Origin of the sequence: Lactobacillus melliventris, from assembly GCF_013346935.1 — a bacterium.
Classification (GTDB): domain Bacteria; phylum Bacillota; class Bacilli; order Lactobacillales; family Lactobacillaceae; genus Lactobacillus.
Genome location: NZ_JAAEEB010000008.1, coordinates 46,756 through 60,211, shown reverse-complemented (window position 1 = coordinate 60,211; position 13,456 = coordinate 46,756). Strand labels below are relative to the sequence as shown.

General features: G+C 35.4%; 12 protein-coding genes. 10 read left to right on the top strand and 2 right to left on the bottom strand.

Going from position 1 to position 13,456, the window contains the following annotated elements:
• Positions 1–14 precede the first annotated feature (14 nt).
• The 5 genes from GYV61_RS07585 (at position 15) to GYV61_RS07565 (ending at position 5,834) form a co-directional block, all read left to right on the top strand.
• A complete protein-coding gene (locus tag GYV61_RS07585; RefSeq protein ID WP_046325031.1) occupies positions 15–263 on the top strand; it encodes a DUF896 domain-containing protein in 249 nt (82 codons plus the stop codon).
• A 68-nt stretch (positions 264–331) separates the two neighbouring features.
• Complete coding sequence (locus GYV61_RS07580) at positions 332–547, top strand: YneF family protein (RefSeq protein WP_046325029.1); 216 nt, start codon at positions 332–334, stop codon at positions 545–547.
• 72 nt (positions 548–619) lie between these two features.
• A complete protein-coding gene (locus GYV61_RS07575; protein WP_174795370.1) occupies positions 620–2,374 on the top strand; it encodes an ABC transporter ATP-binding protein in 1,755 nt (584 codons plus the stop codon).
• Position 2,375: 1 nt separating this feature from the next.
• Positions 2,376–4,166 (top strand): ABC transporter ATP-binding protein, encoded by a 1,791-nt coding sequence (locus GYV61_RS07570; protein WP_174795369.1) that lies wholly within the window; start codon positions 2,376–2,378, stop codon positions 4,164–4,166.
• 267 nt (positions 4,167–4,433) lie between these two features.
• Entirely contained in the window at positions 4,434–5,834 is a 1,401-nt protein-coding gene (locus GYV61_RS07565) for an FAD-binding oxidoreductase (protein ID WP_174795368.1), read from the top strand.
• Positions 5,835–5,910: 76 nt separating this feature from the next.
• Here the strand turns inward: GYV61_RS07565 and GYV61_RS07560 are convergent, their stop codons facing one another.
• Together GYV61_RS07560 and GYV61_RS07555 are read right to left on the bottom strand one after the other, a co-directional pair.
• Positions 5,911–7,086, bottom strand: a complete 1,176-nt coding sequence (locus tag GYV61_RS07560; protein ID WP_174795367.1) for an SAM-dependent methyltransferase — start codon at positions 7,084–7,086, stop codon at positions 5,911–5,913.
• An 82-nt stretch (positions 7,087–7,168) separates the two neighbouring features.
• The gene (locus GYV61_RS07555) at positions 7,169–7,783 is read right to left on the bottom strand and encodes a lysophospholipid acyltransferase family protein (RefSeq protein WP_174795366.1); all 615 of its coding nucleotides are present in this window, start codon (positions 7,781–7,783) and stop codon (positions 7,169–7,171) included.
• 58 nt (positions 7,784–7,841) lie between these two features.
• Between GYV61_RS07555 and GYV61_RS07550 the strand changes: the two genes are divergently transcribed.
• From GYV61_RS07550 to GYV61_RS07530, 5 genes are all read left to right on the top strand, one after another.
• The gene (locus GYV61_RS07550; RefSeq protein ID WP_174795365.1) at positions 7,842–8,873 is read left to right on the top strand and encodes a GIY-YIG nuclease family protein; all 1,032 of its coding nucleotides are present in this window, start codon (positions 7,842–7,844) and stop codon (positions 8,871–8,873) included.
• Positions 8,874–9,028: 155 nt separating this feature from the next.
• Positions 9,029–9,832, top strand: coding sequence for a 30S ribosomal protein S2 (gene rpsB / locus GYV61_RS07545; protein ID WP_046325020.1), 804 nt, complete (start codon positions 9,029–9,031; stop codon positions 9,830–9,832).
• Between the two features lie 40 nt (positions 9,833–9,872).
• Positions 9,873–10,748: a translation elongation factor Ts gene (gene tsf, locus GYV61_RS07540; protein WP_174795364.1), complete on the top strand. Its 876-nt coding sequence runs from the start codon at positions 9,873–9,875 to the stop codon at positions 10,746–10,748.
• A gap of 292 nt (positions 10,749–11,040) precedes the next feature.
• Positions 11,041–11,223, top strand: a complete 183-nt coding sequence (locus tag GYV61_RS07535) for a hypothetical protein (RefSeq protein ID WP_174795363.1) — start codon at positions 11,041–11,043, stop codon at positions 11,221–11,223.
• 181 nt (positions 11,224–11,404) lie between these two features.
• Positions 11,405–13,429: an FAD-dependent oxidoreductase gene (locus GYV61_RS07530; RefSeq protein ID WP_174795362.1), complete on the top strand. Its 2,025-nt coding sequence runs from the start codon at positions 11,405–11,407 to the stop codon at positions 13,427–13,429.
• The last annotated feature ends 27 nt before the right edge of the window (positions 13,430–13,456 follow it).

Genomic DNA, 13,456 nt, shown 5'->3' with positions numbered 1-13,456 from the left:
TGAGAGGTGCAAAGATGAGTGAAGATCCCGAAAAAAAATTAATCAATCGTATTAATGAGCTTTATCACAAAAAGAAATCCGTTGGCTTAACTGAAGCTGAAGAGAAAGAACGTAAGGAATTACACCAGGAATTTATCAAAAATTTTAGAGCTGGCTTCAAGCAAGATGTTGAAAATTTAGTCATAATTGACAAGAATGGTAAGGAAATTACGTCTGAGAAAGCAAAGCGAGCTCAAAGAAAAAAAGGTTTAAGAAAAGATTAACTTTGATCTTTAATTTTCCTTATTTTTTAGGTAAGATATAACTATTGGACAAATTGAGGTGATTTTTTATGAATTTAGGATTAGCGATTTTTCTGATTGTGATTGCACTATTATTGGGCCTTGTAGGGGGCTTCTATGGTGCTAGATCATATATGAAAAAATATTTTAAAGATAATCCGCCAATCAGTGAAGATATGATTGTTGCTATGATGTCTCAAATGGGCCAAAAGCCTTCGGCTAAGAAGGTCAACCAAGTGATGAACATGATGAAGCACCAAAAATAACAATTTTACTAGATTGAATTAGTGCGGCGGAGAATAATTTCTCCGCTTTTTTACTGAATTTTAAGGTGAATAATGGGAATATTTTTTAAATTAGGTTGGTTTTTTAAAAAAGAAAAAAAGCGTTACCTCATCGGTATTACATTTTTAGCACTTACATCTGTTGTAAATTTAGTACCACCAAGAATATTAGGCTTAATGGCAGATCAATTGGATAAAGGTCACATTAGCTGGCAAGAATATAGTCTGTTAATTTTAGCTATTATTTTCTCCGCCCTTTTGCTTTATGGCTTTCGCTATTTTTGGCGTAGACAAATATGGGGTGGAGCTGCGGAACTTGAATTGCAATTGAGATCGAAATTATTTGATCACTTTATGGCGATGGATCGTACTTTTTATCAACGTCACAGAACCGGGGACTTAATGGCTCATGCCACAAATGATGTTTCAGCTGTCCAGGAAGTTGCGGGTGAAGGCGTTTTAACTTTGGTGGATTCTCTTATCATGAGTGTATCGACTATGGTTGCAATGATTGCATTTGTTGATTGGCGCCTGACGATTGTTGCTCTTTTGCCATTACCATTTCTAGCTTGGGGAGCTTGGAAATTAGGTGACAGGCTTCACGGTGCATTTGACAAATCCCAAGCGGCTTTTTCAAGGCTGAATAATAAAACGCAGGAATCAGTTTCAGGTATTAAAGTTTTAAAAACATTTGGTCAGGGTCAAGAAGATACTGCCGCTTTTGACCAGATGGTTGAAGACACCATTAAAATTAATAAACAAGTTTTTAAATGGGATTCACTGTTTGATCCTTTAGGAACATTGCTTATTGGTTTAACCTATACTATTACCATTATTTATGGTGGTCTTTTGGTTTTCAATAAAGCTCTTACCATTGGTCAACTGGTTTCTTTTATTGCATATATTGGTAATATGGTTTGGCCGATGTTTGCGATTGGTTATCTTTTTAACATCTTAGAGCGTGGTAGTGCCAGTTACGACCGGATAGAAAAGTTGCTGGAAGAAAAATCAGAAATTACTGATAAATTTGCAGATCAAAAGCTTTCGGCTAAGGACATAGCGGGAGATCTTGATTATCACGTTAAATTTTTCGCATATCCGGATGAACCAAATGTTCAAGTGCTGAATAATATTAATTTTACTCTAAAAACGGGACAAACTTTGGGACTTGTTGGTAAAGTTGGAGCCGGTAAAACAACTATAATTCAGCTTTTGCTGAGAGAATTTGACAAGTATGATGGCCAGATAACTCTAAATGGGTATGATATTAGAGAAATTCCACTTAATGTTTTATTGCGGCAAATTTCTTATGTACCGCAGGATAATTATTTATTTTCTACTAGTATTCAAAAGAACATTGCATTTTCAAATGCAGATAGTGATAAGGATGCAATTATCACTGCCGCAAAAAAGAGTGATTTACACAATGACATTTTAGAAATGCCGGGTGGCTACAACACCCTGGTTGGTGAAAATGGTGTTTCACTTTCTGGTGGGCAAAAGCAAAGGATGTCGATTGCGAGAGCTTTACTTAAGCACAGTCAAATATTAGTTTTAGATGATGCTCTCTCTGCTGTTGATGCCAGAACAGAAATGGCCATTCTGCATTCTTTAAAGAAAGAAAGACAAGGCAAGACAACTTTAATTGCTACACACAGACTTACTTCTGTCATGAATGCCGATTTAATTTTAGTATTAAAAGACGGCCGCATTGTTGAAAGAGGTACTCACGATCAGTTACTCAAACTAGATGGCTGGTACGCTGATATGTGGCAAAGACAGGAATTAGAAGACAAGGTGGGTGAATAAGATGGATGATGAAAACTCATTTCAATCAGTTTGGTCTCAAGAAATACCAGTAAAAGAACAGCTCAGTATTTTTAAACGCCTTTTGCGTTTTGTAATGCATTTTAAGAACGAAATGATTATTGCTGGAGTTGGAGCGCTTTTAGTAAGTATTATTAATGTTCTGCTGCCTTATGGTTTACAGTATTTTTTAGATAACTTTTTGGTAAAAGCAGATGTAACCACTCAAATAATATTATTTGCTGGTTTTCTCTATGCTTTTGGTTCAGTTGTCAAAGGAATTTTGCAATTCACATACGAGTACTTCTTTGCTTTAGGTTCTGAAAAATCGCTTGAAGGCTTGCGTGCGGAATTATATCAAAAATTACATACTCTGGGAATGCGCTACTTTGATCAAACTCCGGCTGGATCGATAGTTTCAAGAGTAACTAATGATACTATGACATTGAGTAACTTTCTTACCGTTTTATCCAGTGTTGTAATGTCGTTTTTCTCAATTATTTCAGCCATGGTGGCAATGTTTTCTACAAATGTGATGGCTGGATTGATTGTGTTGGCTTTTCTGCCCTTACTCTTGGTAATAATATGGCAATATTCTAAAAGAAGTTCCAAACTTTACCGCAGTTATCGTGAAAGATTAAGTCGCATTAATACCAACCTGAATGAATCAATCGAAGGGGTTTCGTTAATTCAGCAATTTAAGCAGGAAAAGCGTATGACTAATCATTTTGAGGATGAAAATACAGCCTTAATGAAAACAAGATTCAATATGATTAATCTTAATTCACTTTTACTTTCCCCTTTGACTAGTCTACTGTATTCGCTTGCCCTCGCTTTAACTTTAATGTACTTTGGTTTTCCATTAAGGGAAACTTTTGTACCAGCTGGTGTTGTTTATGCATTTTCACAGTACATCTCACAGTTTTTTAATCCAATCGCTAATATGATGGATCAAATGACTTTCTTCCAGGACGGTATTGTTGCGGGTAAGAGAATTTTCCGGATTTTAGATAATACTGATTATGAACCTAAACAAAATGCTGAAAAAGGCCTGACAATAACACAAGGAAAAATTGAATTTAAGCACGTCAGTTTTTCATACGATGGTAAAAACGAAATTTTACATGATATTTCATTCACCGTTAATCCCGGTGAAACTCTCGGTATTGTAGGTCATACTGGCTCAGGCAAAAGTTCAATTATAAACGTGATGATGCGTTTTTATGAATTCTATCAGGGTGAAGTCTTAATTGATGGTGTAGATATTAAAAAGTATCCTAAAGCTGAATTGCGTAAAAAACTTGGCCTGGTATTGCAGGAGCCGTTCATGTTTTATGGGGATATAAATTCAAATATCCGTCTTTATAATAAAGATATTACGGATGAACAAATAAAAGAGGCTGCTGAAACTGTCCAAGCGGACGGCTTTATTGACAATCTTCCTGGTAAATATCATGCAAAAGTGGGTGAAGGAGGAAGTGAATTTAGCCAAGGACAAAGACAACTGATTTCATTTGCTCGTACATTAGTTACTGATCCTAAAATTTTAGTTTTAGATGAAGCTACAGCAAATGTTGATACTGAAACCGAAACACTTATTCAACAGGGCTTGAAACGGCTTCGTAAGGGTCGTACTACTCTTGCTATTGCGCACAGACTTTCAACTATTGTGGATGCAGATCAAATTATTGTATTAAATGACGGCAAAATCGTTGAAAGGGGTAATCACGAAGAGCTTCTTTCACAAAAGGGTTATTATTATGACTTGTATACATTACAGAACAGTCAAAAGTAAAAAGGTACTCGATTAAAAGCTTTGATAAAACCTCCAAATTATTTCAATTTGGAGGTTTTATTGTGTCTATTTTTAATAAAAGAAACCAAATTAAAAGCTTTTATTTTCTAGGATTAAAGAAGTGTAATTGAAACTTTTAATGGACTTTTAACTTGGAAAATATTTATATACGTTATAAATATATACACTATTGACAGCGTTTGCAGTATAGAGTAAATTAATTTATAAGCATAGGATACTATGCTTTTTAGTAAGAAGGGAATTATAATGGAATATCATAAAATCAATGAAACTGATTTGGAAAATTTAAGAAAATTTATCTCAGATCCAGAAAGATTTATTACTAATCCCACAAAGCACTGGGATCATGACCAATTTCGTACTGTGAGGGCAATGCCAGATTTGGTAATTCAACCGACAACTAATGAAGAAGTCATGAACGTTGTTAAATATGCAAGTGACCACTCAATACCTTTAGTTCCAAGAGGTAATTCCACCGGTTTAATGGGAGCTAACTTGACAGTTGATGGCGGAATTTCACTTGATATGATCAAGATGAATAAGATTTTAGAATACGATCCTGAAAACTTGACAATGACAGTTCAAGCAGGAATCAGGTTGAAGGACCTAGACGAGTTTTGTGCTGATAAGCCATTTGTTTATATGCCAGCACCTGCTATGCATTGGGCTACAATAGGAGGAAATGTTTCAACAAACGCCGGTGGTCTTAAGGCTATAAAGTACGGTGTAACGAGAGAGCATATTCGTGAGATCAAGGCTGTTTTGACAAATGGCAAGTTATATAAATTTGGCTCCAAAGCAGTTAAATCATCGTCAGGTTATTCGTTAAAAGATTTGTTTATCGGTGCTGAAGGTACTCTTGGGGTTATAACGGAAGTTACAATCCGGTTATATCCAAAACCTCACAAGTCAATAAATGCTATTATTCCATTTCCAACTCTAAATGATGCAATTAAATCCGTTCCGGCTATTTTAAGATCAGGTGTTGTGCCAACAACTGTTGAATTTATGGGACGTAAAGTGATTAAATTATGGGAATCATATGCTAAAGATGAATTTCCACTTAAAAAAGGTGATGGCTTCATTATGATTGGTATTGATGCCTTTACTGAAGATGAGTGGAAGGCTGAGCTGAAGGAAACTTTGGAAGTAGTAAAGCCGTTTAAAGCTGAAAAAGCTGTTGTCCTGGGTGCTGATTCCGAAGAAGCCAAGAAAATTTGGAAATGTCGTGAAGAATTGCTTTTAGCAATTCAAAATTCCACTCCAAAAATGGACGAAATTGATGTTTGTGTACCAATAAATCACATTCCTGTAGTTTTGGACCGCATCGAAGAACTTGAGCAAGAGCTGAATATTCGCATTCCAAACTTTGGTCACGCAGGCGATGGTAACCTGCATATCTACCTTTGCTCTGACAATATGACAGATGAAGAATATGTCAAGACTAGCAATAAGGTTATTTCTGAACTATATAAGACTGCTAAATCTCTTGATGGTAATATGTCAGGTGAACATGGTATTGGTTATGCTAGAGCAAATTACTTTGAAGACTTTTACGGCAAAGAATATACTGATTTATTGCGTGAAGTTAAAAAGCTATTTGACCCTAACTATGTCATCAACCCAGGAAAAATTTTTGAGCCTTAAAAATATTTTCTGTTTTTTACAAATAAAAAAAGCTGATAAATTTTGTTTTATCAGCTTTTTTGTATATGATAATTTTTTACTTGTTTAACATATATTTCCTTGTCATAGGTAAATTTTTACCAGATGGTCCTTTGGTGATGAGATATTGCACAACATCAATATTTCCCGATTCAAAGGAAGCAGCACAAGCCTGTAAATATAGATCCCACATTCGGGTAAAACGTTCGCCCATATTCTTTTGAATTTGATCTCGTTTGCTGTTGAAGTTATAATCCCAAATTTCCAAAGTTTTTTGATAATGTCTTCTTAGCATTTCGATGTCTGCAATTTGCATATTATTTGCAATAATATGGTCGATATTTTCGGCTAAACCAGGTATATAACCACCTGGGAAAATGTACTTATTAAGCCAAGCATTTTTAGCACCACCCTGTTGACGAGTTATACCGTGAATCAAAGCGACTCCGTCCTTCTTTAAGTATTTTGCAACATCTCCGAAGTATTGGCCTAAGTTTTCTTTACCAACATGTTCAAACATGCCGACAGAAGTTACGTAGTCCCACTGTTGATTGCCTAATTCCCGATAGTCCTCTAATTTAACTTCAGCAACATCCTGTAAGTTTTGATCATAGATTTTCTTTTGCACTAACTTATATTGTTCTTCACTCAGGGTTACACCGGTCACCTTTAGGCCGTATTCTTTTGCAGCTAGCAGCATGAGCGTTCCCCAACCACAACCAATATCAAGTAAAGTTTTGCCTTTTTCTGGATTTAATTTATTTAAAATATGATGTATTTTTGCCAACTGCGCAGTTTCAAGGTCATCATTTTCATTTTCGAAATAAGCACAGGAATAAGTTAAAGTAGGATCGAGCCATAATTTGTAAAAGTCATTACCGATATCATAATGACGTTGAACATCTTTTTCGCTTTGTTCTTCTGTATGCTTTTCTTTTGGTAAAAATTTACGGAATTTACTGGAGCGCAAAAAGCTTCCAGCACTTTCATAAGCTCCGCAAATTAATTTTTGCAAACTCCCTTTAATTTCAATTTTTTTATCCATATATGCTTCTCCAAGAGCTAAAGAAGCATTTTTAGAAATAGCGCTGGTTGGGATCTTTTCGTTAAAAATAATCTCAATATTCGGAGTACCGTTTCCATATATTTCGCTTTTACCGTCCCAGTAAGTTACTTTAACAGGGAACGGAAAAGACTTACTTAACATTGTTCTGTAAAAAGTTTTTTCTAACAATTTTCAAAATCCTCCGTCTGACATTTTCACACTAATATTCTAACACCGGAATAAAATAATTTTTATGTAAAACTATCTCTTTTTATTGAGGATGGTAATGAAAATTTGGATTCTGTTCGTAATCAATTTTATCCCAGGCCTTTTTTAATTTGTTATCGATCTGTGCTTCATTTTCATGTGTAAGCTTAGTTTTACGATCAACCATGAATGGTTCGCCAAAACAAACTTCCAAAGGTTGCCGTTTTAGCAATCCGGTAAAGGTTAGGGGACCTTGATAAACGACGGGGACTATGGGCTTATTCGACAGCTTGGCAATAGCAATAGTGCCACCTTTCATTTCAGCTGAATGTCTGGTACCGGAGGGGAAAATAATTAGTGAATAGTTCCCATTTTTCAAACCTTTAATTGGTGTTTTTAAAGCTGAAGGTCCAGGATGTTTCCGATCAACAGGAAAAGCATGTGCGTGCTTTAAGATAAAGCGCAATATAGGATTTTTGAATAATTCTATCTTAGCCATAAACATAAATTCTTTGGGACTAGCGGCAAGTGCAAACAATATTGGTTCCCACCATGTTCTGTGCGGTGCTGCTAAAATATAGTTGCCTTCTGGTATTCTTTCTTTATGATTAACGTGTAGATGTCCGTTTAATAGCCAAACTATAAAGCGAGCTACGGGACGAATAAAATGATAAAACATAATTTCCTCCAATTGATGTAGAATATTATAACAAAGCTGAGGAAGAGGACAAATTTTTATGGCAAAATTATTGAAAAATGAACGCATTGATTATATGTATAGTGATGATTTACGAATTATTCAAAATAAAACCTCTTTTAGTTTTTCTTTAGATACGCTGTTATTAGCGGCAGCCGCAAAAAATGCTATCAAAGACAGTTCTAAAGTAGCTGATTTATGTGCCGGTAATTGTGCAGCCACAATGTATATGGCTTATTTTAATCGTGCCAAATATGATGCAATTGAAATTCAAAAAGAAGTGGCATCACAGGCCAGACGATCTATTGCATTAAACCATATGGAAAATAGGATTCAAGTTTTTCAAAAAAATGTTAAGGCTGCCCCCAAATTTTTAAGAAAAGATTCTTATGATGTTATTGTCGTAAATCCACCGTATTTTAAAGTGGCGCCAAACCATAAAGTTAATCCCGATCCAGCAAAAGCCATTGCTAGACACGAGATCTTAATTAATCTTGAAGAAATAATTGCTGTGGCGAGCGGCCTGCTTAAGATGAAGGGAAAAATGTTTATGGTTCATAGGCCTGAGCGGTTAAACGAAATTGCTTATTTTTGTCTTCAGCATGATTTGAGTATAAAAGTGATCCAGCCATACGTTTCTCACCGTGGAGAAGACTGCAATTTGATAATTATTGAAGCAGTTAAGCATACTGGTAGCGACGGATTAGTGTTAAAAGATGCAATCGAGGTACACGATCAAAAAGGCAATTATCTTCCTGCTGTTCAGTGTATCATTCGTGAGACTGAACAAGATAAGGTCAAAAGGAAAAAATTAAAAAAATACTTTTTTTATGTTTTGTTGTGTAGTGATGGCAGCTTTTATGGGGGCTTTACGGACGATCTATTAAAAAGATTAGAGGCTCATAACAACGGTAAGGGTGCTAAATATACTAAATCACGCAGACCAGTAAAATTAATTTATCATGAAGAATTTCAAGATAAAAATTTGGCACTTAAGAGAGAATACTGGTTTAAACACCATAACAGGTTATGGAAAGAAAAATTTTTAAAAGAGCATAAAGTTAACTTTTAGCCTTGCATCTTCAGCAATAATCTAGTATTATTTTAACGTATGCGTTTTAGCATATATGTAGAAAACATCAAGGGCGATCAGTATTTTGGTGCCACACAATGGTGAAATACTGAAATGACCGCTTGAGAGGATTAAAACCGTAGGAGGAATTTAATATGTCAGTAGTTTCAATGAAACAATTGCTTGAAGCTGGTGTCCATTTTGGTCACCAAACCAGAAGATGGGATCCTAAGATGGCTCCTTATATCTTCACCCAAAGAAATGGTATTTACATCATTGATTTGCAAAAAACCATCAAAATGTTGGATGATGCTTATGCCTTTGTTAGAGCCGTTGCTCAAAATGGCGGAGTTATTCTTTTTGTTGGTACTAAGAAGCAAGCACAGGATTCAATTGCTGAGGAAGCTACTCGTGCTGGTCAATACTACGTTAACCAACGTTGGTTAGGTGGTACCTTGACTAACTGGAAGACTATCCAAAGCCGAGTACAAAGATTAAAAGATTTGAAGAAGATGTCAGAAGATGGCACATTTGATGTGTTGCCAAAGAAGGAAGCCTCTCTTTTGACTAAAGAAAAGGATAAATTGGAAAGATTCTTAGGTGGTATTGAAGATATGCCTAGAATTCCTGACGTTTTATTCGTAGTTGATCCTAAGAAAGAAAAGATTGCTGTTCACGAAGCTAACATTCTTGGTATCCCTGTTGTTGCTATGGTTGACACTAACACTGATCCAGATCCAGTTGATGTAGTCATACCGGCAAATGATGACGCTATCCGTGCAATTCGTTTAATTACTGGTGCTATGGCTGACGCTGTTATTGAAGGTAAACAAGGTCAAGATGACGATAATGCCGAGGCTGAAATGGCTAAGGGTGCAGAAGAAAAGCATGCTGATACTGAAAATGATGCAGAAAAAGCAGTAGAAGCTGAAGAAACTTCTGACTCAGATGAAGACTAGTTTTTAATTATTAATAAGTTTTTATTTGGAAGGGAAAATAATGGCAAATATTACTGCTAAACAAGTAAAAGAACTACGTGACCGCACCGGTGCCGGCATGATGGATTCCAAGAAGGCTTTGGTTAAAGCTGATGGTGATATTGAAAAAGCAATTGACATTTTAAGAGAAAATGGCGTTGCTAAAGCTGCGAAGAAGAGTGGTCGTATCGCAGCCGAAGGTCTTGCTGAATATGCTTTTGATGGCAACAATGCAGTTGTGGTTGAAGTCAACTCAGAAACTGACTTTGTTTCATCTAATGATAAATTCATTAAGTTGGTAGACGATGTTACCAAAGCTATTTTGGCAGCGAAACCAGCAAATGTTGACGAGGCATTGAAAGCTCCGCTAGGTGATTCAACAATTGGTGATGCTATCACTAATTTAACAGCAGTTATTGGTGAAAAAATCACTTTAAGAAGATTTGATTTAATTACTAAAAATGATGATGAAGTCTTTGGTGCTTACAAGCATAATGGTGGTGCAATTGTTGCGGTTGTTACCTTAAAAGGAAACAGTGAAGAAGCAGCTAAGAACATTGCCATGCACGTTGCCGCAATTAATCCAGAATACTTGAACAAAGATTCTGTACCAAAGGCTGACTTTGATCGTCAAAAAGAAGTTTTCACTAAGGAAACTGAAAATGAAGGCAAGCCTGCTAAGATTATTCCTAAGATTGTTGAAGGTAGAGTAAACAAGTATCTTAGTGAAATTTGTTTAGTAGATCAACCTTATGTTAAAGATGGCGACATGACTGTAGCTGAATATGCTAAATCAGAAGGCTGCGAAGTTGTTGGCTACAAGCGCTATGAAGTTGGCGAAGGTATTGAAAAGAAACAAGAAGACTTTGCTGCTGAAGTAAAAGAACAAATGAAATAGATATTTTTGAAAAATTATCTGATGAAAAGCTCTCATCTCTATTGATGAGAGCTTTTTGTATTCAGTTGAACGCTCATTTTAAGGTAACAAAAATCTTAATCAAGACTAAATGGTAAGAAAAAACAAGATAACGTATAAAATAAACAGCTATCTCAACAAAAAAACTTAAATTTTCTTTTATTTTTAAAAGCAATTTACATTTATTGCGGAATTTCTTTTAGAATTAGTGTAGTATTTATTAAAGGACAAAATTTTGTTTATAACTAGATTTATTTAAAACGAGGTGATATTTATGGGTTTCTGGGTTATGATTCTTTCTCTAATTTTTGGAGCAATGTTAATATATTTCAGCTTTGCTAGTCGGTTTTCTAAAACAATAAAGTATATTGCTTTTTTAGCAGGATTTTTACTGTTAGCTGGAGCCATTTTTATAGCTACACCAGACGGAGCGGACTTTATAATGAAAATCACATAGGAAAGTGAAATGTATTTAAGTGCTAGAGCTTTTATAAAAATTGGCACTGTATCTTGTTGCACTGGCAGCAAGATACTTTTTTTATAAAAATTGTGACTTTTATCACTTATGATCTTGACGATGAAGTTACTTCATCAATTAAAATAAATTTGTAAAAGATATTTAATAAGGAGATTTAAAGATGACTAAGAAATCATTTGTAGGTAAAGGCCAGGGATTTAAGAGTCAGATAGTTTTAAAAGGAGAATTTGCTGACAATAAATTAAGTGAAATACAGTTAATTTCAAGTAATGAAAGCCAAGATATTGGCGAAAAGGCTTTACCCAAATTAATTACTGCAGCTAATAAAAATAAGAGTTTTCAAGTAGATGCTGTTTCTGGTGCTTCCAGAACCTCTAAGGGTTTTAACGAAGCTCTAAAAGATATTGAGAATCAGTTAAATGGTGTAGAAGTCGGAACAGAAACTACTGTAAAAGATGGTAATTATACAGTTGAAGTAAAGTCTTTTAAAGAAAACCAGGGACTGCCTGGTACTGGCAGGGCTTTGATGAATGTCACATTTAAAGATAATAAAATAACAAATATTGTTGTGCCAGAATATACTGATACGCCAGTAATTGGCGGAATGGCATTTGATTTGTTAAAAAATAAAATAATAGAAAATCAGTCTACTGCTGTTGATGTGATCACTAGTGCAACAGTTTCTTCAAATGCATACATTTCTGGTGTTGCAAAAGCAATTTCAAAAGCAGAGGGTAACCCACAATCTTTTGCAAATCGCAAAATTCACAAACCTGCTCCTAAGCATAAGGAAATACATACAGATGTTATAGCTATTGGAGCAGGTTTAACTGGGTTTAGTGCTGCAATTGAAGCAGCAGACGAAGGTGCTAAAGTAATCCTTCTAGAAGCAGGACAAACTTATAGCAGTTCTACTACCCGTGCACAAGGATTTGTCATGGGTGCTGATACGGATGAACAAAAGAGAAGGGGGATTAAGGACTCAGCCGATGACTTTTATAATGATTTAATGACTGTTTATGGTGATGAGCCAAATATTGAACCCAAATTGTTACGCAAGCTAGCTAATGAGTCTGCAGATTATATTTCATTTTTAGAAAATCAGGGAATAAAATGGGATAAAGTGGTTAATATAGCTCCTAAAAAGCCAAGATTAACAAAACGCGCTCACACTATTAAAGGTATGGGAACCACTTTAATTCATGCTCTGGTTGATTCAGCCAAAGCAAAAGGTGTAGATCTGCGATTGGGAATAAAAGTAGATGAGCTAATCGTGGAAGATGGAAAAGTTAAAGGTGTTAAAGCAACTACTGTAGATGGTGATAAACTGTCGATCTATGCGTCAGCGGTAATAGTTGGAACAGGTTCTTATACCGCAAATATGGCAAAAATTAAGGAACTTAATCCTAAAATGACCAATATAGAGGTAATAGTTGGCAATGGCGATGGATCAGCTTTGAACTTTTTCAAGCAGGTTAATGCCAAAATAATAAATGTTCCTTATTTGCAATTTATGTATTACTTTTACGGTGTCTCTTTTGGCGATAAATTCCCAGAGGCAATTCCTGAATCTCCTACTTTACCAAACTATGATGTCTTATGTGTTGATGGTGGCGGTCACAGACTGGTTTCTGAAGATGATTTCACATTTGAGTTTACTAAAAGATGCTGGCGTAATGGTTATGATGAAGGCTATGCCGTTTATGGGCAGAAAACGGCAGAAAAGTATCCAGTTATGACGGAATTGGGCCTAACCAAAAAGACAATTCATGGTAAAAACTTTGGTTATAAAGAAGATAATCTTGAAAAATTGGCAAAGGATGTTGGAATTAATCCTGATAACCTCAAAGAAACAGTTTCGCGGTACAATATACTCTGTGAAAAAGGAAAAGATGAGGACTTCCACAAAAACAGTAAAAATATGATCAAAATAACTGCGCCATTTTACATTTTAAGAATGCCACAAATTTGTACTGATGGTTATACTGGAGCAAAAATTAATGAAAACGGTCAGGTTCTTGACAGTACTGAAAAGCCCGTTCCAGGATTATACGCAGCCGGTTCATGTGCTGACAGTGGAGTAATGGGAATCGATTACTTTGGAGATGGTATGTCATTACTAAATTGTGGAGTATTTGGACGCGCTGCAGCTAAAGATGCCGTTTCTAAATTGAATGAAAACTAGTTAAAAAAATTTAAAAGACTTTGACAA